The organism is Microbacterium atlanticum, from assembly GCF_015277815.1.
Lineage (GTDB): Bacteria > Actinomycetota > Actinomycetes > Actinomycetales > Microbacteriaceae > Microbacterium > Microbacterium atlanticum.
Genome location: NZ_CP063813.1, coordinates 2743046 through 2765711, shown reverse-complemented (window position 1 = coordinate 2765711; position 22666 = coordinate 2743046). Strand labels below are relative to the sequence as shown.

Genomic DNA, 22666 nt, shown 5'->3' with positions numbered 1-22666 from the left:
GACTACCCCCACTCCGTCGGATCATCCTCGGCCGGAGCGGGATCCGCGATGAGTACCGGATGCTGTTGTAGGAGCGTCTCCAGGCCCGATCGGTCGGCGAGCAGCGCCTTGGCATCGCGGCGCGAGGTCCACGTCCGCAGTCGCGTCACGATGGGTGGTGCTGCGCGGAACATCACGAGGCCGGTGCCGAAGGGCAAGGTGCGGATGACGTCAGGCGGCATGATCGCGACGCGGCGGATGGAGCGTTGCGAGGATCGGGAGCCGCGGTCGCCGACGGTCACCGAGTCTGTGGTCTCGTCACGCTCGCCGATAAGCGTGGACAGGTCCTGGAGGTCGCGGGAGTTGGACGCCCCACCGAGGATGACCTTCACGATCGAGGCATCCCAAATTGCGCCGGCGGCGTTGTCGCTCCACTTCGAGCGTGCTTGGGTCAGCGATTGGAGCACCGGCATCGTGGTGATTCCGGTGCCGCCGCCTTCAGCCATGAGTGTTGGCAGTGAGGGAAGCGGGGCGAGGTTTCCGATCTCGTCGAGCGCGAGCAGGAGCGGAGGATCAAGCCGTGCTCCGGGATTGCGGGCCGCGATCCGGCGCGCCGATTCGACGACATCCTCGACGAACGCGGCGACAAGGGCGGCGGAGTTGTTGGCGCCGGCGCCGGTGGCGAGAAGGTACAGGGTGCCGTTGCTGCGGAGGAAGGACTCGGGGTCGAACGATTCGCCCTCGGCGGGTGACACGGCGGCCAGAACGCGGGGATCCGCGAGCGCTCCGAGTGCGAGAGAGACGCCCTGCCAGATGGAGTCTCGGGTTCGGGGATCGGACTCGAGCATCGCTTGCAGTGAGTCCGCCCACCCGGTCGCCGCGCGCGAGTCGTTGATCAGTATCGCGACCGCGTCGGATGCGGCTGCGGGGTCGAGTGTCCAGCGGAAGAGTTCGCCGGGTGGTCGATGCGCGAGTGCGGCCGCGTGAAGGAGCGACTGCAGAGCAGTGCGGGTCTTCGCCTCCCAGAATCCGCCAGACTCGACACCGCCGGCGCCCAAGCCGGTGCCGGCGGCGAGCCCGGCGGCGCGGATCATCGCGGTGAGTGGGTTTTCGCAGCCGCGGATCGGCGACCATCGCAGCCCCGCAGGAACCCCATCGGCGAGTTGCTGCGGGTCGAACACAGCGACAGGCCCGAGTCGCTCGCGCGCGCGGAGTGTGGCGGTGAGATTGTCCGGACGGGTGGAGGTGGTGACGACGGCGCCGGGGGCATCGAGGATCGCGTTGATGACGATGTGCGCGCCCTTGCCGGATCGTGGTGGGCCGATCACGAGGATCGAGTCCTCAACGCTCGCCCAGATCGCGGCCGACGGGGCGTGGCCTATGAGGTAGCCGACGTCGGTCGCCTTCGCGTTCGTCATGGAGGGTCGCAGGTGGGCGGCTCGGTGCATGAGCGCGGTTCGGGACGCGGCCTTGGCGACGTCCGCGCGGCCGGCGATTCCCTCGATGCGGTGCGGGTCGACTGTTCTGAGGGTTCTTCCGCGTACGACTCGCCAGATCAGGATGCTGGCGCCGACCGCCATGGTGATGAGCAGGCCGGCGCACACCCAGTAGACGACCGGATCGAGGCCCGACGCCTCCAGGGCGGCGCTGGGGTCGCTGGGGTTGAGCAGCACAGCCAGCCCAGCGGCAATCCCGCCGGCGGGCTGGGTCAGACCGGTCATCCAGGTGGCGATTGAGCCTGCCGCGCGGAGCAGCGCCGCGATAGCGGCTCCGGCGATCAGTAGGCCGAGGCTCAAGTTCGTCAGCGCGTCGCCGTAGCTGGCCGGGGCCCCTGGCGGTCTCACGGGCGGGCCCCGCAGGAAAGTGGGAGGGGGAGGAAGGCGCTCACAGGCTGCGGTCGGTTTCGGTGCGAAGGGGCAGGCGCGTCGCTGTGGCGAAGTTGAAGGGGCGGTCGGTTCCGCTGCTATTCGTGGAGTCCAGGAGATCGATCGCGTCGCGGGCGTCGGTGACGATGGTCGCGATCCCTTCCTGGAGCAGGCGGTGACAGCCGGCGCTGGCGGGGCTCGTGATAGGCCCGGGGACGGCACCGATCGGCCTGCCCAGGGCGTGTGCCTGGCCGGCGACGTTGAGGGATCCGGACCGAAACCCTGCCTCGACGACGACGGTGGCGCCGGTGAGGGCCGCGAGGATGCGGTTGCGCTGCAGGAACCGCCACCGTGTGGGGGACGAGCCCGGGGGGAGTTCGCTGATCAGGAGTCCGTGGGATTCCCTGATGCGCTCGAACAGCTGCTGGTTGCCAACGGGGTAGGCACGGTCGAGCCCTGTCGCGAGGACGGCGATCGTCGATCCGGGGTGCGCCATCGTGGCGGCTCGGTGTGCGGCACCGTCGATGCCGTAGGCGCCGCCGGAGTAGATGATCCGACCCTGGGAGGCGAGGTCGGAGGCGAGCTCCATGGTGATGTGTTCACCGTAGCTTGTAGCCGCACGGGCACCCACGAGCGTGATGCGGCTCGCGGTGGCGCCTTCGAGGCAGCTCGGTTCTCCGCTGAGCCACAGGGCGAGTGGAGCCTGGAACCCCAGTTGTTGGAGTTCCGCCGGCCAGCCGAGATCCTCCGTCGTCAGCATCGTGAGCGCTCGGCGTTCCATCTCAGCGAGGATGCGATCGACCAGGCCCGGATCGAGTCGAGGCGCGAGCCTTCGCCGCCAGAGGCTTCCTTCGGCGGGATCGATCGGGGTAGGGAGCGGTGCGCCTGACGTGATGAGCGCGAGAGTTTCGACCGCGCCAACCCGCGCGATCAGGGTGCCGGTGACGGTGTCGCCGGGCTCGGAGGCGGCGGCGAGGCTGATTCGGGCGAGGCGGTCTTCGGAGAACGAGTGGGACATGGTGCCTCCTTGTGTCAGGCAGGTGCGTCGGGGAGCGCCTGCGGTCAGGCCGCCGTCATTCGGGCGGTGGTGTCGAACAGAGCAAGTTCGTCGGGATGCAACTGGTGCTGGACGACGAAGCTGCGGTCTGTGATTCGCCAGAGTCCCTGACCGGTGCCGAGGGACGGGAGCAGGTTCATCTCCGTGCGAGTCAGGCCGAGCGCAGCCGCAGTGGCGCCGAGCTGATCGGGTTCCTGCCGGTAGACGACGCGGGTTTCGGCGTTGGCAAGGAGCGACGAGGCGAGGGCGCGCATCGCCGAACCGGAGTCACCGACATTGTCAAGGTCGGAGAGCTTGTGGAAGACGAGCATGTTTGCGATGCCGAAGTGTCGTGCCAGGCGCCATTGGGCATCCATCCGGCGCAGCAACGCCGGATAGGCCATCAGGCGCCACGCCTCGTCGTAGATGACCCAACGCTGCCCGCCGGACGGATCCGCCAATGCCGACTCCATCCATGCGGATGAGCAGGTCATCAGTACAGAGACGAGGGTGGAGTTCTCTGCGACGCGGGACAGGTCGAGCGACACCATCGGCAGGGATGGATCGAAGCGAACAGTCGACGGACCATCGAACAGCCCCGCCAAGTCGCCGGCGACGAGTCGACGGAGCGCATGCCCAACGAGTCGGCCATCTTCAACAAGCCGCCGCTCGCGATCCTCGGCGATGCTGGGGGAGAGGATGCGTTCGACGACCATGGGCAGGATCGGCACCTCCGCGCTGCGGACGGTGTCCGTGAGGGCGAGATCAATCGCAGTGTGCTCCAGGGGTGTGAGGGAGCGCTCGAGCACGGTCTCCGCCAGAGCCCCGATCAGATCTCGGCGTCGAGAAGCGATCTGAGCGGCCCACTCCGCGTCGGATAGGGCCGACGCGCGGTGTCCTTCGTCGAGGGGGTTGAGACGGTTGCGGAGTCCGTGACCGAGGATGATCGCACGGCCCCCGACCGCCTCTGCGACCGCAGTATGTTCACCCTTCGGATCGCCCGGGACGTAGACGCGGCGTCCGAACGGGAGGGAGCGCGTGTATAGCGATTTGGCGAGAGATGACTTCCCAGACCCGACGATGCCGGCGAGCACCACGTTCGGCGCCGTGATGAGGCCGCGCTGGTAGAGCACCCACGGGTCATAGACGAACGAGCCACCGGAGTAGAGGTTCTGGCCGACAAAGACCCCGGCCGAGCCCAGCCCCGCTTCGGCCAGGAACGGGTAGTGGCCGGCCAGCGTGGCGGACGTGTCTTGATGCTGAGGAAGGCGAAGGCGGCCCGGCATTCGCAATGCTGCCCGCCCCGGCTCACCCGCGGCCGGCAAGTAAGCTGCGGCCCGGGCTTCAGCGCGCTGGGCTGCCCAGCGTTCTTTCGAATCGAGGGCGCGAGTCTTTCGAGCATCGGCCTCGAGCCGAGCGGCGTCGCGCTCGCGGCTGCGTCGCAGATGGCGACGTTCGCCGTGCGGGTTGATCAGGGTGCTGGCGTGCAGCTGTTCATCTTCTTTCACAGCGAGACGCTCCTCGCGCCTGCTCGGTGGACGCTGGGACGCGACGAGATCCAATGCGGCGTGGCGCGCGATGGTGACGGCTCCGCTGGAGCTTTGGTGGCTGGGGACGCATCGCCGAGGTCATCTGCGCCGGAGCGGAAGCGACGCACGAGCGAGACGTAGCCAAGCGTCGGATTATGGATGAGCGCGTACCCGGAAGCCGGGTCCTCGGCGGTATGGTCGGTCGGGCAGTGGGGGATCCCCTCATAGACGTACCCGTTGGCGAGGGCAGCCTCCGTCGTTTCGTCGCCGTAGTCCCAGCGCGAGAGGTGTCGGATAGCTGCCTGGGCACCTGACCGCTCGAGGATGTCCAGCGCTTCGTGAGCGTCGATACCTTGCTGGAACACGACGTTCACCCATCGCTCGCTCTTCTCGATGGGGGCCCATGCGATTTGGCCCGAGTCCTGGGAAGCGAGGTCGGTGGCGCCCTGGGCTGCGTGGAGGAGCTCGCGGGTTCGCACGAGTGCCCACGTGGCGCCGTCTGCTTCGTGTGCGCCCAGGGCTGCATCACCGTCATGGGTGCGCGCGCGTCCACGATGGTGCATGTGCGCATGAGCGAGCTGGTCGGCGACTTGAACGAGTGACCGGAGCGAACCGAGAAGTTCGTCGACGACCAGGTGGAGATCGGCAGGGTTGTCGATGGCGATTGTCGCCTGAGCGAGATCCTTCATCGCACTCGACGCGGCGGCCGCGGTTTGACGGGTAGTCCCGTGAGGTTCCATGACCTTCTCCAATCACTTTTTGACGCGGGGAAGCGGATTTATGTGGGTCGGCACAGCGGGAGCGCGGCAGCTGCGAATGCTTGTGCCTGCTGACCGACCAGCCGACGGGTTTCGCAGGACGCTTGGATCGCCGCCTGCTCGACGGTGGCGACAGCGACGTCGAGTTCCTCCCGGCTGGGAGCAGAAATGCTCATCAGTCCAATGGTTCGGAGCACGCCGTGTCCCGCGGTCAAGTCGGCTTCCTGCTGCAACACGTCCTCGTATTCAGCCGTTGCGGCAGCATCCTCGGTCTGTCCAATGCGGTGCCGTTGGTGAGCGTCGCTGAGAAGCTCCGTCTTCTTCCGGCGGATGTCGCGGGCGGCGCGATCCGATCGCACAGGAATGTAGTGAATGGACAGACTCCGGAGGACGCCGTTGGACAGCACGATGGGCGAAAGGAACCCGGGGTACACCTGCGACCGCGGCCACTCGCTGATCCACAGAACGACGTGATGCGCCGTGTCGCTGCGGAGCCCGTCCCAGCTTTCGGCGATGGCAACGGGGCCGGCGTCGCTAAGCGATCGTCCGATCGACGGATGCCGTTCCAGGCTGAGACTGGTCGCCGGATCGTAAGCCGACCTCAGCACCGCGGCGAGCTGTCCCGGACCCAGCCATTCGCCGACTACAAGATCCGCGGCGCGAAGTGCTGCGGTCACGGCGGCCATCTCCTGGCGGAGGACGCTCGCCGATCCGCGCATGCCTCCACCGCCGGCACGGATCTGTCGGGCGGCTGCTCGGAGATCGACGGCGATGGTGATCGTCGTGGCGTGACGCTCGCCCGCCGGACCAGCGCGATCTATAAGCTCTCGATACGTCGACGCAGCCCAGCCCGCATCGTCCACGCCGTGCCGGTCCCACCAGTCGTCGAGCCCGGTGCCCGAGTCGAGCAGGGTCCGCTCGGAGACCTGCAACCGCGCGATTCGCCCTGATCGGCATGCGCCCGCAAGTACACGACCCCATCCGGTGACGCGCCGATGCTGCTGCTCCGCGGGGTCCAGCAGCGCGAACGCGGGATGGGACACCGTGAGAACCGCAGCCAGGGTCTGCGCGTGCGGATCGTGGATCATCACCGCACCGGACTCGGTGTCGACCCATTCGCGAAGGCGCGCGGCATCGCCGGGGCGCGAGGGTGCCCGCAGGGCGTGGCTGTTCGATCCGCTTGCGGTAGGTGAGTTGTCGGGAGAGCACGCGCCGACACCACCGGGCAATGACGGGCGTCCATTCGACGACCTTGCGACCGCCAACAGGGAGGGTCGCACCAACCACAGCCGAAACCCAAATCGGCGCCGTCCACATGACTGCCTCGGCTCCCGAGATGTAGAGCGCGAGAACGATCGTGAGCAACGCGGATGAGACGGCGAGGAGCTGTGGAAGGGTGAGGCCGAGCAGGATGCCGCGGCGACTGAGCCGCGAGAATTGCACTGGCACGGGTTGGAAGCTCGAGCTCGGTTCCGATCGGGTCATGGTCGCATCTCTCCCCGTCGCGGTGGGACTCTCACGGGTGGGCGGGGTGCAGAGTTGTGGTGTCCTGGCACTGCTACTCCGGCAGGAGCCTCATGCGGGCGGCCGATGGCGCCGGGGTTTTGTGATGCCGACCCCGAGAGGCTGGCCGCGTGACTCTGGGCTGCGGCGGAGCTGCCGACGGCGCTCCCCGCTCTTTGCCCCGCGGTAGCTGCGCCGTGAACGACAGCCGCGCCTGCCGCGATGCCCGCTCCGACTGCGCCGGCCGCGGAGGCTCCCGTGCCGGCGGAACCGCGCGCGGCCGCTGCGGCTTCGCCGGCCGACGCGGTGCCTCGCTTTCCGGTCGCGCTGAGAATCTGCGCGGCGTTGCCCGTCACGGGTCCGGTCGGGATCGGAACGGGGCGGTTCAGGGAGGATTTCGCCTCCTGCTCGCTCGACATGGCGTGGTACATGTCGAAGCCCACGAAGCTGAGGAATTTGTACGTGATGTACGGCGCGAAGGCGGCCACGAACATCAGCACGATCCCTGCGATCGGGTCACTGATCGACGCTAGATCGGCGTCTATCGGCGCGGCGACCTGAGCGACCGCGACCAGGAAGATGACGACAAGCACGAGCTTCGAGAGGATCAGCGCCACGACGAACGCAGTCCATTTGCCAAGCCATCCCTTCGTCGCATCCCAGGTCGACCCTGCGAGTGCGATGGGGCCGAAGACGATGGCGACAAGCAGGAGTGCCTTGCGGATGAGCAACGAGAACCAGACGATCGCTGCGGCACTGATCGCGAGACCTGCCAGAAAGATCGTGACGATCGCGCCAACTCCGGGCGTCGTGATGTTCATCGTCGCAAGGCCTCCGACGAGCAATGCGATTCGATCGCCCATGCCGGCCATCGTGTTCCCCGTCGCCTGAACAATGCCGATCGCGAGTTGGTCCGTGACTTCCAGCAGCAGACCCGTCAGCGAGATCACAACGAACGAGCCGAGGATCGATTTGCCCAGCCCGAGTCCTGCTCGTGAGAGCGCGCTGGGGTCGCGGCGGACCAGTCCCGCGATGAGCTGGAAGCAGAAGAAGATGAGGGTGACGAAGACGGCGACCCCAAAGAGCACATTGAACACGTCGACGTATCCGGGCGCCTTCACATCGACGAGCGTTGTGCTGTCGAATGCGCTCCAGACCGCCTCGAACATCCATGAAGCGGCCGATCCCATCGCAAAGGCGAGCCAATTGAAGGGTGCGGTGATGAGAGATGCGCTTCCCTCACCCACCGCGTCGCATACGGTGGCGATGATCGGCACATCGCAGACGCTCATGGTGGGGGCCTGGTCTTTTCAGCTCGGTCAGACCGTCTGACCGACACCCCAGAAGAAGTTGACGAGGGTGACCGCGGCGCCGCAGACGATCGCTGCGCCACACGAGACGAGAACGCCGAGCTTGCCCCGCGAGGACAGGTGAGGATTGGACGAGTTCGCGCCGAACCCCCACACGATCGCCGCGACGATCAGCGCGAGAACGCTCAGGATGAGGCCGATCGTCATTACTGCACCGACGATGACGCGGAGCTGCTCGATGCCGGGCAGTCCAGTGGCGTTCGGGTCGATGTCGATCACGGCGTGCTCCTCGCTTGACGGATGCTGTCGTGGGGAAGGAGCGCCAGGACTGCCCGTCGGAAGCCCGGTTAGAGACTCGCGCCGATGCCGAGAAGGAAGTTGACGAGAGCGACGGCTGCGCCGGCGAAGACGGCGGTCGCGCAGCTGAGCCACACGCCGAGTCGCGCCCGCGCCGCGGTCTGAAAGTGGCCATGGCCCGCGGCAAGTGCCCATGCGACGGCGCACACGATCAGCATGAGCACGGAGGTGATTAGCGCGAACATCATCAGTGCGCCCACGATGTCGCGAAGCTGGGCTGCGCCGCCGACAGCGCCGAAATCAGGGAAGACCTGAGTGCTCATGATCCGCTCGCGACGCAATCTGCGGGGACGATCCGCCCGCCTGACGCGCCATCGGCGTTGTGTTTCGTGAGCCACTCGATGGCGTTCACCGGGGGATGGTCGCTTCCGTCCGGGTGGATCTCGAGATGGAGATGGGTGCCCGACGAGCGGCCGGACGATCCGACGTCGCCGATGTGCTGGCCGGCGGTGACGGTGCTGCCGGCGATGACGTGCACGCCGGATTCCCACATGTGTGCGTAGTAGGACGCGACGCGCTCGCCATCAACTGTGTGCTCGACGATGATCAGGTTTCCGAAGCCGCCGCTGCGACCGGCGAACGTGACCACACCGTCGGCAATCGCGAGGATGGGAGTCCCGCCCGCGGCGGCGAGGTCGCTGCCTTCGTGAAAGGTCCGGTTGCCCGTGAACGGGTCGGTACGCCATCCGTAACTGGAGGTGTCGGTGTAGGTGCCAGAGGGCAGTGGGAACGCGATTCGAGTCGTCTCCGGGACACGGACCTCGCCTTGCGCTCCCGCGCTCGAAGGTCTTGCAGTGAGGGCGTCGACGATCGCCTCGGCGACTGGCTGGTAGTTCTGATACCGGGCGGGGTACGCACTGACTTCGACCCGCTGCGCAGCGACGCCCGGGTCGATCAACTGCCAGCCGGCGATATCGAGGAGTCCGCCTGGAGACCCTCCATTGGGTCCCGATGCGCCGCCGAAGAACGCGCGCGCTTGGTAGGTCGCGTCCATCAGCTCGGCCACAGTTCCCCATCCGGACGCGGGCCGCATTTGGAAGAGCCCGAGCGAATCATGGTCAGAGGCGTCGCCGTCGTTCGGGTAGGCGGCCGACGCCGGATACGCGGTTGTGTTCGACAGCATGCGAAGCGTCGACTCGGTGAGTGCAGCCATCACAGCGATGACAACTCCGGAGCGACCGACGCCGACAGTCTGCGCGCCGACGGTCATGATTGTGGCGGCGTGGCTGAGCTGCTGCCTGTTGAGAGTGATCGCATGACCGTCGCGCGTCCGGGCCGTCAGCGACTCCGGAATCGAACCGACGACCAAGTTGCTGAGCGAGCACGACATGACCACCGGGCTGAGAAGCGTCGCGACCACGATCAACCCGACCGACGGGAACACGAGCACGAGGACGATGAGACTGCCGACGAACTTCGCCATCTTGTCACTCGAGCGGCTCGTTCAATCGCGAGAGACGCAACAGACGACATTCGCCCGCGCGTGGACACGCCAGGAAGACGGTGAACCTGACATCGCTGGAAGTCGCGATCACCTCGTCATCCCAGATGCCTTCGCGATGCCGCACACCGCTGATCGTGTATGCCGTCGCACCCGGAGGCAGCTGGCCGGGGGCTGCCTGCGCCACGGCCGCCGCCCACGCTTTGGGAATTTCAGCGGAATCGATGGTGAGCCATTGCCGTGTCCCGTAGAGCTTGAGTTGCTCCCACTGCTCACTCGAGGGCATGTACGCACGCACGTCCGAGGCGAGCCCTGCCGCCTCCTCAGGATCTGCGACTTCGACGAGCGCCTGCGCCCAATCCGACGGTCCCATCGAGCCGCGCGTGTCCCAGCGGAACAGCGTGAGCGCCACCGAGTGTCCGAATGTCGCTGCGCTGGTCGTCGCGGGCAGCGCCCGTGGTTGACCGATCGAGGGCGAGACGGATGCGCTCGTCGCGCTTGCCGTCGGCGAATCCGTCCGAGCGGATGCTGGTCCCCGAAGAAGCCCGTACACGCCGACCGTGATCAGGAGAGCCAGGATGAAGGCGCCGACTATCACAGTCACGATGACCATCCGGCGGCGGCGCTGAACGTGCATGAGATATCCCGTCGGCTCGGTTCAGTAGTCGACGGAGAGGTGCGCGCGGGAAGCCCCGGTCCGGGATCAGCTCGCGCGTTGCGACGTTGTCGAGCGATCGTCGCGTAGCTCGCGGATGCGGTGGGCAAAGCTCAGACTGCCCTCGAGTGTCGCCTCGAACCGGTGCCACTCCTCCTGCGTGAGCCCCGCGGCGATCACCGTCGGATCGAATCTCTCCCACCAGCCCGCGAGGTCATCCCAGGTGAAGACAAAGCGCTTGAGTTCAGCGGTCGCGACCCGCCGAGGAGAGCTATTCGGTGCACTGGTGCCCTGTGAACGGGTCAGCGCCCTTACGGCGAACTGTTTCGGGTCTTCACCCCACGACGGCTGTTCGCCGGCCCGAATCTTTGCCGCGGCCTGGACAGCGGCTTTCTGCGCTTCGGGAGATTCCGCCTGCGATTGGGCAACCCCATCCAGTTCCGTGAGGACCTGTTCCTCGCTCACGCGACGGAAGGCCGGAAGGACAGGTGCGCCGTTTGCGACCGCGTCGAGTTCCTCTTCCGCGTGCCGGCGCACCTGAGCGGGGAGCGACGAGTCATCGGCGATGTCCTGCAGCCGGCCGATGCGATCCAGCGTTGTGAACGAGCGTCGACCAGTGACGAGGAGGGCGGCCTGGGTTCTCGTGTCGCTGTCGTTCCTTTTCGACGGTGCCGTTAGCGTAACGGCGCCGTCAGGATGTTCTGGCTTCGCCGGGGCACCGAATCGAGATGCGATCTGTCGGCGTGTCGCGTCTTCCGCGAGAAGTGCCTTGCACTCGCGGTACAGCGCGGCCGCCTCGGTAGGTGACAGCGGTTTGTGCAGAGCATTCTCGTCCTGCTCGGCGAGCAGTTGGGTCAGGCGGTCTGAGATGCCAGCGCGCACCCAGACGCTGACGGTGCGGACACCGAGCTGCCGGAGCGCAGCGAGTCGGCGTGCGCCGCAGACGAGAACTCCTTCAGGTGTGACTGTGATGGGCTGCAGCAGTCCTTGCCGCTCGATCGATTCGGCCAGCGTATCGATGTCACCGAGGTCGACGCGGTGTCGCGATCCGACGCGGATGGAGTCGACGGATCGTTCGAGCTCGATGTGCCCCTGCTGCTTCATGGTCGTCGGCGGGGCAGGTTCTCGAGAAGTCCAGCGAGCAGGCGGTCATCGTGGAGCAGCGACTCCAGGGATTCGCCGACGAGGAGACGCAGCAAGATGCCACGGCCAGCCGCCGTGTTTTGCTGCGCGGGGTCGGGGGACCCGAGCAGCGCACGGAGCATCGCGCGCCATGCCGTCTGGGGAACGTCTAGCAACGCTCGAGCGGCGTGGTCGCGGCGGAGCTGCTCGAACGCAGTTGCGCGAGATGCGGCATCGGCGAGTCGTGCGCACACGTATTCGACGCCGGCGCGAGCGGTATCGGCGTACCAGCCCACCAGCGCGAAGAGGGCTATCGCGTCTTCCATCGCCGATTCAACGGCGACCGTCTCCTCCGAAACGTGGTAATCGGGTGGCTGAACCCGGAAGGCGGGGTGGTAGTCGACCAGGGCATTCTCTCGATCGCTGAACCGTTCGGCGTCGTGGAAGACCGAGTAGCGGGGCCGCCGCGCCTGGTGGACGGAGCACATCAATCCGCGCGCCCGTTCCTCGGCGATGCACGTCACCTGCACCGCCCGTGTCACAAGGGCCCACGGGTCCTCTGCGTGCCGCGTCGACGTGACCCGCATGGCATCGAACGCTGCGGCCGCCGCTTCCCACGGGTCGAGTCCGTGCTTGCGAGCGAGCGCCGCGTATCGGGAGGCCGCGTAGCTCATGAGATCGGCGACCTCACGGTCCGATTGCCATGCCCCGCCTCCTTCGCTGCTCATGCGGTCGAGCACCGCTCGAAGACCTTCCGAGTCTTTGAACGTCAAGTTCTTGGCGTGGCTGGATTCCGGCATGCTGGCACCTCCTGGTTGGAAGGTGCGCAAGCTATGCAGTTCTCCGGCGGAGGATGAGCGGCCGTGCGCATTGGAGAAGGGCATCATCGATCAACTCCGGCCGAGCGCGTCTCGATCGGCGCGCGACCGACTCCGCCCGAATGCATCGAGCGGCGCAAGCGAAGCCCTGCGATTGCGGATGGCCTGTCGAGTGGCGTCTACTGGATGCCTCAGCCGCCGCGCGAGGTCGGCCTCGAGGTCAATGCCGCGACCCGCGATGCGTCCGCTGCCGGAACTGATGAGGTCCGACATGCGAACCCATGTCACGCCGTTGCCTGACGTGACGACGTTCGCTCGGAGTCGCTGTTCGACGGCGGCGCGATCGAATCCGGCTCGGTTCGCAGGCACGCGGTGGGGGTCGATGTCGGGGGTATGGGAGGTTGCGACCAATTCGATCGCCTCGCGCTCCGTTGGCGTGACGTGGGCGCCTTGTTCGTCGACGTGGGATGTCTCGTTCATCGCTCAACTCCGTTCTGCGAGTTCGTTCCGTGTCTCTGCATCCGGCACTCGGCCTTGTAGCCAACGTCCAACCGTCGAAGGATGGACGCCGAAGCGTTGCGCAATGGCGCGGTTCGACCACCCGGATGCGCGAAGTTCGGCGGCGTCGTCCGGGCCGCCTGGAGTCAGCGCACTTGAAGCTTTCGAGGCGACCACGCGAAACTCCAAGTCCTCCTCGGCGACGACGCGGGCCGATCGCCGCGCGGCTTGAGCGACGGGCGCGGGCCCTGCCGCTACAGACGCATGCCGGGTGAGCACGGAAGTGAGGTGAGTGATGGCAAGCAGAACGAGGGGTGGCACGGCCGCTACCGCCGCCGCCAGCACGAGGGGCACATCCGAGGTCGCGGTCACCACGGCGTGCAATGCGTTTCCGGTGACGGAGATGAGGGCGCCAGCGAAAAGCAGCGTCCAGGGGTACCACGCCGCGCGAGTCCCGGCCAGCACGACGACGGCGACTGTCGCCACGACGATGATGCCGTCGACGATCAGAGGCCACGCCCAGGCCTGTTCCGTACCCAAGCCGCTGCGCCGGGCGAGGTCGGCCAATGACGTGAACGACAACCAGAAGGCGCCGGCCGCGATGAATACGGTTCCGACGACCGCGGTGAGCATGGCGAGTCGAATCCCACTGCCCGAACGGTTCATGGAAGGCTCCGCATCGACGTCGACACGTGCGGTCGAGTCGGAGCGCGGCCGACCGCGCTCATGCTCGTGCTGGCCGGGCTCAAGTGGGTATGCCGGCACGCGGAGGAGACGGTTCGCTCGATCTCTCTCGGGTCGAGGCCGATGCGAGTGGCAGCGGGCCCGAGGACCTCGAGAATGGCGTCCGCGGTTTCGCCCGCCTCGCTCATCCGGCACGCGGCCCAGAACAGTCCGTGATTGCGCTCGCCCTCCCTCAGCCGGGAGACCCACAGCGAGAGCGCTTCGCCGCTGATGCCGTGAGTGCCCTGGCGCTCCTGTCGCGCGGGCCGAGGATCCACGAAGTCGCGCAGGGCGCCGGCATCGACGGGGCGGGATGGAGCAGATGAGAGGGACAACGGACGGTAGCGCCCCGTACCGGTCGAGACGATGGCGACGGACGGCGGCACGACGACGTACCCGCCGTCGCCACGGAAGTCGATGTGGCAGCGAGCCGCCTGCCAGCAGCGCTGGGGAATCGGCGCCGCCGGGAAGTAGACATGCAGACCGCCCGACGGCGTTCGAACACGAGCAAGCTCTCCGTCGAGCAAGCCCGCATCCAGAGCTCGCTGGAGCATCGTGAAACCAGTCCCGTCCGACTTGACATCGACATCGACGACATCGATCCCCGCCTTTGCGCCGGTGGGCATCCCGATGTTGGCGTGGGGCGTGTGGCGCCACCATGCGGCGACCCTGTCAATGTCGTGCGTGGCGTCGAGGAATCCCGCCCCGGTCAGCGGTCGCTTGCCCCCTGGTTCGCATGGGAAGATCGGCAGACCCGCGGTCGCGAATTGGATGGCCGCGCGGCGCGGATCCACGTGCGCGACGGCCAGCAGCACCTCTGCGATGTTCACGCCATGCTCCGCGTTGGGTTTGGCCCTGCGCTATGCGGAGCGGCCGAAGTGGTCCGCCGAAGGGATTCGCGCGCGGGCGGGCGTTCCGGGCCGGGCAGGATAGCCGCGCTGACCTGTTCGGTGGGCAGCGCCTCGAGAATGGCGACCGCCGCCCGCCGCACCCGCTCGCCGGTCTGCTGGACAACGGCGACGGCATCCGCATCGGGAACGGAAGTGGCCCATCCGGTGACGTACGGGATCGTGTAGCTCTGTGTGTCCATCCCGTGTGCGGCCGCGACCATCAGCGCGACGGACTCTGCCTCCACCTCGCCGATGCCGCGGTGCGTGAGTGCTTGGTGGTGCGGCCCGTGCAGCCGGATGTGAGCGAGCTCGTGCGCCAGAGTCTTCGTGCGCGCGGCGGCATCCATATCTTCCCGAACCGCGACCTGCCGATGCGAGAAGTCAGTTCGTCCGTTGGCGCCGTCGAGGGAAGCCGCATCGGTGACCATCGACAAGCTGAACCCTTCTTCTTCGATCAGAGCGGTCAACCCGCTCCACAACCCGGCAGGTGCATCGCCGAGAAGGAGCTGAGGTCGCGGAGGTTCCGCGATTGGCGGGCCGCTCGTCTGCGCGATGTCCCAGACATACGCGGGCCGCGCGCCGGTGATGCCCGTGCGCACAGCCTCGCCAGGACGGGGGCGCTCCCGTGGCGCGAGCATGCGCCATGACGCGGCATCCAGTGGTGTCGTCGTCGCAAACCTTGCCGTCCGCGGCGCGAAGATCATGTAGCCGTGTTGGCCGGCCACCACGCTGCGGCCGAGTGCCTGCCATTGCTTGAAGCCGGCGACATGTGTTGGCGTGGGCTCGCCTACCGTTCCCGCCTCGAACGCGGCCGCGTGCTGTGCCCAGATCAGCAATGAGTTGTTGAACGACCGCGAGCGGAACCGAGCTGCGAATTCGAGTGCCCGCTTCCAGTCGTCGCTCTCGATGAGGGCCTGGACAGAACGGACGAGTCGATCATGCAACTCGTTGAGCTTCGACTCGGAGTCGGGTCTTGCCATCTGGTCGGACACGACGACCACCTCTCCTGAGTGATGGCGCGCCTTCTGTGCGGTGCGTCCATGACACTGAGGTGCTCCATGGGGAGCTGATGGGGCACTTCGCGAGACCGCACCGCAGGAGCGGGGTCATCACGTGCGAGAGTGCAAGGTTGATGGGCCCGCGAGAAGTCACTCCGGGCGACGGTTCGAGAGCCAGCGGCTTCTATACGAAGCTGGGCCGTAGCCGAGATCGGTGCTGTCGTCACCTCCGTTGAGCATGCTCAAGTCTTCACTAGCTCTGGTGTAGCACTGACTTTGAGCATGCGCAACCGTTGTTTTGAGCATGACCAACGAGTACATTGAGCATGCCCAATCGATGGGTACCATAAACAATCGAGCGACGATGCCTTGCCTTGCCCGAGGGTGAAGGGTGGTCCAGCGGAATGACGGACGACGACAACAAGTCAGCGGCGCAGGATCTGGCGAAACGCCTGAGACTCCTGCTCGATGTCTCCACCGCCGAGTCAGGCGCCGAGCCGACCTATTCCGAAATCTCGGCGTTCCTCGAAGCGCGAGGCACGAGCCTCTCGCGATCGCGTTGGACCTACATGGTCAATGGGCACCGATACGTCCGGGACCCTCTGATCGTCGATGGCCTCGCGGCCTTCTTCGATGTCGACGCACCATTCCTGCTCGGTGACGAGGACGCACCGACGCCTGAGAAGGTGAATGCCCAACTCGACCTCATCCGTTCCATGCGGGCGGCGCGGGTCAAGTCATACGCCGCGCGAACGCTAGGGGATGTGTCGCCCAAGGCGCTTCAAGCGATCAGCAAATACCTGGATGAGGAAATGAACCAAACCTGAGCAGTGCCACGTCGGTCCTCGCCGGCCCCCAGTGCGCATGCTCCCGGAAGGGAGTGGGACACGTGAACATCGAACAGACCGTGTCAACGGCCGTGGAAGACCTCGCGCTGGGCAGCGCTTTCAGCTTCGACGCATTGGTCATGGTGCTCCAGAAGCGCCGCGGGAGAGCGCTTCGAATCGTAGAACTCGCCGACCTTGGTGCGCACGACGGCATCTGCGCGGTGTGGCTCATCAGGGACACCGAAGACCTTGTGCTTCACGCACATAGCGACTCGGTTCTTCACCGGCAGCAGTTCGTTCTCCATGAATTCGCGCACATGATCCTCGGCCACGGCGATGACGACGATTGCCCCGCTGACGACCTGCTGCTTCCCGACATCCCGCCGTACACGCGCCGCCGGCTCCTCGCCCGGCAGGACCTCGATTGCGAGAGCGAGGTGGCCGCAGAATCGCTCGCCGACCGTCTGGCCGCGGCGATCCGTGGGTCGGCGTTCGCGGAGTCTCGGTACTTGGAGATCTTCGGATGATCCAGGCAGCTATAGCGACTCTGATGTGGGCGCTCGTGATCAGCCTGCTGGTCCTGCGGCGCAGGCGGACAGAACGCAGCATCACCTACGCCGCGATCACCATCGCGATCGCCATGACGCTCAGCGTCGATGCTGTCTACGCACCCGTCGACGCGCTCCTTGGCGGCTCGAACGGTGGGACTCTCATCGCAGACGCAGCGTTGATGATCGGCGTCTTCTTTCTCGGCCGCGGCATCATGAAGGCCGCTGAGTATCGGCCGCTTCCTGTGCGAATCGCACTCGGCTCGGCCACGCTCGTCGTCGCACTCGTCGCGCTCGTGATCGCATTCCTCCTCATCGACACGGGCTCGACGACCACGAACTTCATGCTCGACCTCGGCAGCCAACCGGCCGCGGCCGCCTACTCCATCATCCAGTTCACCTACTACGGCATCGTCGTCGCTGCCATGGGGGCGGTCGCGATCCGACAGTTCCGCCTCCGCACCGGCATTCAGCGGGTTCCGGCCGCCTCCCTCATCATCGGCGCTGTGTTGGGGGTCTCACTGAGCATCGGCGTGATCGTCATGGATGTAACCCACCTTGCGGGGAACCTCGACCTGATGACTGCGGTAGGGACTTTGTATGGACCGCTGTTCCTCCTCACGTTCGTCTTCCTTTGCGTCGGCCTCGCGGGCCAGCCGGCACTTCGCTATCTCAGTGAGCGCAAGAGGCTGACCCAAACCCAGAGTTTCGTTCAGCAACTCACTCCGCTGTGGGATGCCGCGACCCGGGTCCGCCCAGGACTCAGGCAGCGGGGTGCGACAGCGATCCGGCTCGAGGACCCCGAGACCGTGCTTCATCGAGAGGTGGTCGAGATCCGGGACGCGATGATCGACCCGCGAGTCGAATTCGATCCGACCAGTGAAGACCGTCAACTGCTGGAGCGTGCAGAGGCACATCTGCTTGGCTCAGATGCGCGATGAGTCATCCTCGTCGCGGATGAGAGATCGGGCGGGGGAGTGCGCACACTGACAACGCTGGGATGGATGCTGGGTGCTGTAGCCGCATCGGCGCTTGCCGTCGGCGAGAGCGTCGCTCGCAGGCTGACTGCCCCACCGGGTCCGCGGACCTTTGATCTCTCGATTCTGGATGTCGAGATCGATGACGGCGACGTCGTGGTCGTCCTCGATCGAACCCGGCAGACCATCGCACGCGGCTCCTACACGCTGCTGTTCGAGGTTGGAGGATGGGCGCAACTCGCGGCGGATGTGATGGAACGAGGGCCGGATCGTGTTGCGCGGCGCGTAACGAAGTTGTCGGCCACCCGCGTGCCTGCGATTGGTGATCGTGTGTCGTGGAGTGGGATCTACTACACGACGCCCACGGAAGCTGATCTCGACGCCAAGGAGGTGCGGTTGTCGACTTCCGCCGGCGACGCGCCGGCGTGGCTCATCGACGGCGATTCGTCGGGCGCTTGGGCGATTCACATTCATGGCATGGGGAGTCCGCGATCGGGGCCGCTTCGTGGGGCACGAGTAGCGGCCGCGCGGGGCTACACCTCACTCGTCGTGACCTACCGCAATGACGGCGACGGGCCCTGGGCTGGACGCCGGCGGTCAACGCTCGGTGCGACTGAGGTCGATGACGTCGCCGTTGCAATTCGGTATGCCGTCGACCACGGCGCGCAGCGGATCGTTCTCTTCGGATGGTCAATGGGCGCCGCGATCGCATTGCGCCTTGCTGCAGACCCGACACACTCCGTGCACGTCGATTCACTCATCCTCGAGTCACCCGTGCTCGACTGGATCGCAACCCTGAAGGCCAACTGCGTCCGCGCAGGCCTTCCTGCCGGTACTGGACTGCTCGCCGTCCCATGGCTCTCGCTCGGTCCGCTTGCTCGCACTCTCGGGCTTCCCGGCCCGATCCCGCTGCGCACCCTGAATTGGATAGTCCGTGCGCGCGAACTTGCGAAGCCGACACTGATCCTCCATGGCGCACGTGACGATTCGGCGCCGCTCGAGGTCAGCCGAACGCTGGCCGCAATCCGCCCCGATCTCGTTCAGCTCGACGAGTTCGATGCGGCCCACACGATGACCTGGAACTCTGACCCCGAGCGCTGGCAGGCGATCGTCTCCGATTGGCTGACCTCTCGCCATCCATCGACCTGACCGAACCTCCGTCGCCTCTTTCGCAGACACCCCCTCACTGGCGGCCACGCCTCTTGCAGATCGAGGGTGCGCACCTCCCCGGAGAGGAGCGGGGGTGTCGCGGTGACGGTCTCGATGCGGGTCATGAGCGCCGGCGACGGCTACAAGTACCTGCTCCGCACTGTGGCCGTGGGAGACGGTTCCCGCTCGCTCTCCACGCCGCTGACGCGCTACTACAGTGCGGAAGGCACCCCGCCCGGCCGGTGGATGGGGGGCGGCGTGGGCTCGCTAGGCTCCAGCATCCGCGAGGGAGACACCGTAAGCGAAGCTCAGCTGCAGCTGCTGATCGGAATGGGGCGCCACCCGTCCAACGGTGAACCCCTCGGTCGTGCGTACCCGGAGTACGCCAAGGATGGGGAGACTGGCGGGTCCCGCCAGCGCGCGGTGGCCGGTTACGACTTCACGTTCTCAATTCCTAAGTCGGCGAGCGTGCTGTGGGCCGTCGCCGATGCGGTGACGCAGGAGCGCATCGCTCGGGCACACCACCGTGCCGTTGCCTACGTCGTTGCGTACATGGAACGCGAGATTGCGGCCACGCGCACGGGCGCCACAGCTGCCGACGGGGCGGTTGCGCAGGTCGACGTGAACGGGCTCATCGCCACGGCGTTCGATCACTTCGATAGCCGCGCGGGGGATCCGCATCTGCACACTCACGTCGTAGTGAGCAACAAGGTGCAGACCGCACTTGACGGCAAATGGCGTTCTCTGGACGGCCGCCCTCTGCATGCCGCAGTCGTCGCATTGTCCGAGTTGCACGAGGCGATCTTCAGCGACGAGCTCACCCGCGCACTCGGCATCGATTGGGAGGGGCGCAGTCTTGGACGCGACCGAAACACGACGTGGGCGATCAGCGGCGTCCCCGAAGAGCTTGTCCAAGCGTTCTCCACTCGCGCACACGCGATCGATGACGAGACGGACCGGTTGATCGCCTCCTACCTCGCGACGCATGGTCACCGTCCTGCCCGTGCAACGATCATGAAGCTACGCGCGCAGGCAACGCTTACAACGCGTCCCGAGAAGCAGCTGCACTCGCTCGCCGAGCTGACTGCCGGATGGCGCAACCGCACAACGCACGAGCTCGGGCGTGACGCAACATCCTGGGCACGCGCTCTTGTCACGAACAGCGGGAAGCCCACGCTGACACGCATGACGGACGTGCCATCTGATGCTCTCGCGGCACTCGGCGCAAGCGTCATGGTCGCAGTCGCCGAAAGGCGGACGACGTGGCGCCGCTGGAACCTCATCGCCGAGGCTGCACGTCAGACCATGCCGATGCGATTCGCAACAGCATCCGATCGTGAAACGCTCGTCGAGCTCGTCGCCGACGCCGCCGAGAACGCGTCTCTGCGGCTCTCGCCGCCAGAGATTGCGGAGAGCCCCGTTGCATTCAAGCGCGCCGACGGTTCGTCCGTGTTCCGCGCCCGCCAGAGCGCCGTGTTCACAGCCGAGCTCCTGCTTGACGCCGAGTGCCGGCTACTCGACCGATCTCGCACCACAAGCGCGCCGCGCATGACCACCTTGCAGATTCCATCCGCAGGGCATGAACGCGTTGCGCTCGGGACCGACCAAAGAGTGGCTCTCGACCGGATCGTCAGCTCGGGCCGCGCCGTCGATCTGCTTGTCGGGGCTGCTGGGACGGGCAAGACGACGGCGATGCGAGCACTTCGCAACGCCTGGGAGTCCGCCTACGGTCGCGGATCCGTCGTCGGGCTGGCGCCATCGGCGGGAGCGGCGCACGTGCTCGCTGAGGAACTCGGCATCCCTACCGAGAACACCGCCAAGTGGTGGAGCAACCACCTGACCCGCGGCGAGGCCTTCTCGGTGGGGCAGTTGGTGATCGTTGACGAGGCATCGCTCGCCGGCACGCTCTCGCTCGATCGAATCACGGGGATTGCGGAGCGTGCGGGGGCGAAGGTGCTCCTCGTCGGCGACCATGCGCAACTTCAGGCTGTCGATGCGGGCGGCGCGTTCGCCCTGCTCGTGCACGATCGAGACGACGTGCCCGAGCTCGTCGACATCCACCGGTTCCTCCACGCGTGGGAAAGGGATGCATCCATTCAGCTGCGTGATGGGAATGACGAGGCGATTGACGCTTACGCGGAGCACGGCAGGGTGGCCGAGGGGGACTGGGACGCGATGATCGACGCGGCCTACGCGAACTGGCGCCAGGACGTGCGACGTGGCAAATCGAGTGTCCTCGTTGCGGATTCCAACGACGCCGTTGCATCGTTCAACATCCGCGCCCGCGCCGAGCGGATCCTCGCCGGTGAGATCACGGGACCGGACGAAGTGATGTTGCGCGAGGGTGCGGCAGCAGTCGGTGACATCGTGATCACGCGGCGAAACGATCGCTCAATGCGCGCGGGGAGAACCTGGGTGCGCAACGGCGACAGATGGAGCGTCACTGCGCTCCGCCGCGATGGCGGGATGCTGGTGCGTCGAGCTGGCCGATCGTGGGGAGCGACCGTCGCACTGCCCTCTGCATACGTCGCTGAACACGTCGATCTGGGCTACGCGATCACCGCTCACCGGGCACAAGGCATCACGACCGACACGGCTCATGTGCTGGTGCGATCGGGGATGACCCGGGAGAGTCTCTACGTCGCGATGACTCGCGGACGCGAAACGAACACGGCCTACGTCTCCATCGACAGGCCGGAAGCTGCCCACGCCGGACCGCACCCCGGGGACCCGATCGACGCGACCGCGCGGACTGTGCTTCACGGAGTGCTCCAGCATGTCGGTGCGGAACTGTCTGCGCACGACACGATTGCCGCGGAGCAGAACCGTTGGGGCTCGATCGCACAGCTCGCCGCTGAATACGAGACGATCGCAGCCGCCGCCCAGCACGACCGCTGGGTTGTTCTGGTCGAGGGCGCTGGCCTGACGAGCGCCGAAGCCGCGGCGGTGCTGAGCTCGGACGCATTCGGTCGACTGACAGCTGCGCTCCGCCGGGCCGAGGCCGATCACCACGATGTGCGCCAACTGCTTTCCGCGCTTGTGCGGTCACGCCGTTTCGATGGGGCCGGCGATGTCGCGACGGTCCTGTTGTCCCGCCTCGAGAACGCGACGGCGAAGATGGACAGTGGGCTCGGGCGGAAGGCGTCGCGAGCGATTGTGGGGCTCATCCCCGAGGCTCTCGGCCCGATGGCGCCCGAGATGCGTCGCGCGTTGGACGAACGAAAGGCGCTGATCGAACGCCGAGCCCAGGGTCTTGCGGAGACTGCTCTCGCGCGACGCCAGGCGTGGGTCGGCGCACTCGGCGTCGCGCCGGAGGGATCATCCCGTGCGGCTTGGGTGCGTCAGGCTTGCATCGTCGCCGCATACCGCGACCGGTACGGGGTGACGAGCCATCGTCCACTCGGCGGCGTTCCGACAGGCAGCGCGCAGGAGCGCGATGCTGCTGCTGCCCGTGTTGCGATCCAGACGGCGCAACGCCTGGCACACCGAGCACATGATCAGGTCTCCGGCGCGCCGGAGCGTGTTCGTGACAGGGCGGCACCGGGCCGGTAGTGGCCTTTCATTTGTCGGCTACCCGTCTTACCCTGTCACCAGGCAATCTCTCACGCGCCGCCGCTCGTTGCGGCGGTATGACGGGCCGTCGGCCAGTCCTTCCAGGTTCTCATTGCCGGACACATGGAGGG

At 66.6% G+C, this 22666-nt stretch carries 21 protein-coding genes and 1 pseudogene; 5 read left to right on the top strand and 17 right to left on the bottom strand.

Translation table 11 applies throughout. The annotated features are described in order from the left end of the window. Positions 1-2 precede the first annotated feature (2 nt). The 16 genes and pseudogenes from IR212_RS12685 to IR212_RS12610 form a co-directional block, all read right to left on the bottom strand. The gene (locus tag IR212_RS12685; protein WP_228479308.1) at positions 3-1700 is read right to left on the bottom strand and encodes a type IV secretory system conjugative DNA transfer family protein; all 1698 of its coding nucleotides are present in this window, start codon (positions 1698-1700) and stop codon (positions 3-5) included. Positions 1701-1863: 163 nt separating this feature from the next. After that, positions 1864-2862, bottom strand: a complete 999-nt coding sequence (dprA, locus tag IR212_RS12680) for a DNA-processing protein DprA (RefSeq protein WP_194396250.1) — start codon at positions 2860-2862, stop codon at positions 1864-1866. A gap of 44 nt (positions 2863-2906) precedes the next feature. Further along, positions 2907-4388: an ATP-binding protein gene (locus tag IR212_RS12675; RefSeq protein ID WP_194396249.1), complete on the bottom strand. Its 1482-nt coding sequence runs from the start codon at positions 4386-4388 to the stop codon at positions 2907-2909. Continuing rightward, a complete protein-coding gene (locus IR212_RS12670) occupies positions 4385-5098 on the bottom strand; it encodes a hypothetical protein (protein WP_194396248.1) in 714 nt (237 codons plus the stop codon). The genes IR212_RS12675 and IR212_RS12670 overlap by 4 nt, the downstream gene beginning before the upstream one ends. Before the next feature lie 89 nt (positions 5099-5187). Next, positions 5188-6652, bottom strand: a pseudogene (locus IR212_RS12665) (SCO6880 family protein). Then, complete coding sequence (locus tag IR212_RS12660) at positions 6649-7962, bottom strand: TrbL/VirB6 family protein (RefSeq protein ID WP_194396247.1); 1314 nt, start codon at positions 7960-7962, stop codon at positions 6649-6651. Before IR212_RS12660 ends, IR212_RS12665 begins: the two are co-directional and overlap by 4 nt. A 27-nt stretch (positions 7963-7989) precedes the next feature. Beyond that, positions 7990-8259, bottom strand: a complete 270-nt coding sequence (locus IR212_RS12655) for a DUF6112 family protein (protein WP_194396246.1) — start codon at positions 8257-8259, stop codon at positions 7990-7992. 68 nt (positions 8260-8327) lie between these two features. Beyond that, positions 8328-8600: a DUF6112 family protein gene (locus tag IR212_RS12650; protein ID WP_194396245.1), complete on the bottom strand. Its 273-nt coding sequence runs from the start codon at positions 8598-8600 to the stop codon at positions 8328-8330. Then, on the bottom strand, positions 8597-9760 hold the full coding sequence (locus IR212_RS12645; protein ID WP_194396244.1) for a M23 family metallopeptidase: 1164 nt from the start codon (positions 9758-9760) through the stop codon (positions 8597-8599). Before IR212_RS12645 ends, IR212_RS12650 begins: the two co-directional genes overlap by 4 nt. Before the next feature lie 4 nt (positions 9761-9764). Next, a complete protein-coding gene (locus IR212_RS12640) occupies positions 9765-10415 on the bottom strand; it encodes a hypothetical protein (protein ID WP_228479307.1) in 651 nt (216 codons plus the stop codon). Between the two features lie 66 nt (positions 10416-10481). Continuing rightward, entirely contained in the window at positions 10482-11537 is a 1056-nt protein-coding gene (locus tag IR212_RS12635) for a ParB N-terminal domain-containing protein (protein WP_194396243.1), read from the bottom strand. Next, positions 11534-12355 carry a hypothetical protein gene (locus IR212_RS12630; RefSeq protein ID WP_194396242.1) on the bottom strand — a complete coding sequence of 274 codons (822 nt, stop codon included), beginning with the start codon at positions 12353-12355 and terminating at the stop codon, positions 11534-11536. Before IR212_RS12630 ends, IR212_RS12635 begins: the two co-directional genes overlap by 4 nt. Before the next feature lie 90 nt (positions 12356-12445). After that, entirely contained in the window at positions 12446-12853 is a 408-nt protein-coding gene (locus IR212_RS12625) for a hypothetical protein (RefSeq protein ID WP_194396241.1), read from the bottom strand. A 3-nt stretch (positions 12854-12856) separates the two neighbouring features. Then, positions 12857-13504, bottom strand: a complete 648-nt coding sequence (locus tag IR212_RS12620; RefSeq protein WP_194396240.1) for a DUF2637 domain-containing protein — start codon at positions 13502-13504, stop codon at positions 12857-12859. Between the two features lie 29 nt (positions 13505-13533). Continuing rightward, positions 13534-14424 carry a bifunctional DNA primase/polymerase gene (locus tag IR212_RS12615; protein ID WP_194396239.1) on the bottom strand — a complete coding sequence of 297 codons (891 nt, stop codon included), beginning with the start codon at positions 14422-14424 and terminating at the stop codon, positions 13534-13536. Then, positions 14421-15476: an ArdC-like ssDNA-binding domain-containing protein gene (locus IR212_RS12610; protein WP_228479306.1), complete on the bottom strand. Its 1056-nt coding sequence runs from the start codon at positions 15474-15476 to the stop codon at positions 14421-14423. Before IR212_RS12610 ends, IR212_RS12615 begins: the two co-directional genes overlap by 4 nt. Before the next feature lie 410 nt (positions 15477-15886). On the opposite strand from IR212_RS12610, the gene IR212_RS12605 reads away from it, so the two are divergent. After that, positions 15887-16309 (top strand): hypothetical protein, encoded by a 423-nt coding sequence (locus tag IR212_RS12605; RefSeq protein WP_194396238.1) that lies wholly within the window; start codon positions 15887-15889, stop codon positions 16307-16309. Between the two features lie 83 nt (positions 16310-16392). Here IR212_RS12605 and IR212_RS17120 read toward each other — a convergent pair whose 3' ends face one another. Beyond that, the gene (locus IR212_RS17120) at positions 16393-16626 is read right to left on the bottom strand and encodes a hypothetical protein (protein WP_228479305.1); all 234 of its coding nucleotides are present in this window, start codon (positions 16624-16626) and stop codon (positions 16393-16395) included. Here IR212_RS17120 and IR212_RS17115 point away from each other — a divergent pair, their 5' ends adjacent. The 4 genes from IR212_RS17115 to mobF all read left to right on the top strand — a co-directional run bounded on the left by IR212_RS17115 (position 16627) and on the right by mobF (position 22535). Then, positions 16627-16836, top strand: a complete 210-nt coding sequence (locus tag IR212_RS17115; protein WP_228479304.1) for a hypothetical protein — start codon at positions 16627-16629, stop codon at positions 16834-16836. A gap of 35 nt (positions 16837-16871) precedes the next feature. Next, the gene (locus IR212_RS12595; protein WP_228479303.1) at positions 16872-17798 is read left to right on the top strand and encodes a DUF6545 domain-containing protein; all 927 of its coding nucleotides are present in this window, start codon (positions 16872-16874) and stop codon (positions 17796-17798) included. A 36-nt stretch (positions 17799-17834) separates the two neighbouring features. Continuing rightward, the gene (locus tag IR212_RS12590) at positions 17835-18983 is read left to right on the top strand and encodes an alpha/beta hydrolase family protein (RefSeq protein WP_228479302.1); all 1149 of its coding nucleotides are present in this window, start codon (positions 17835-17837) and stop codon (positions 18981-18983) included. 114 nt (positions 18984-19097) lie between these two features. Further along, on the top strand, positions 19098-22535 hold the full coding sequence (gene mobF, locus IR212_RS12585) for a MobF family relaxase (protein ID WP_420488623.1): 3438 nt from the start codon (positions 19098-19100) through the stop codon (positions 22533-22535). The last annotated feature ends 131 nt before the right edge of the window (positions 22536-22666 follow it).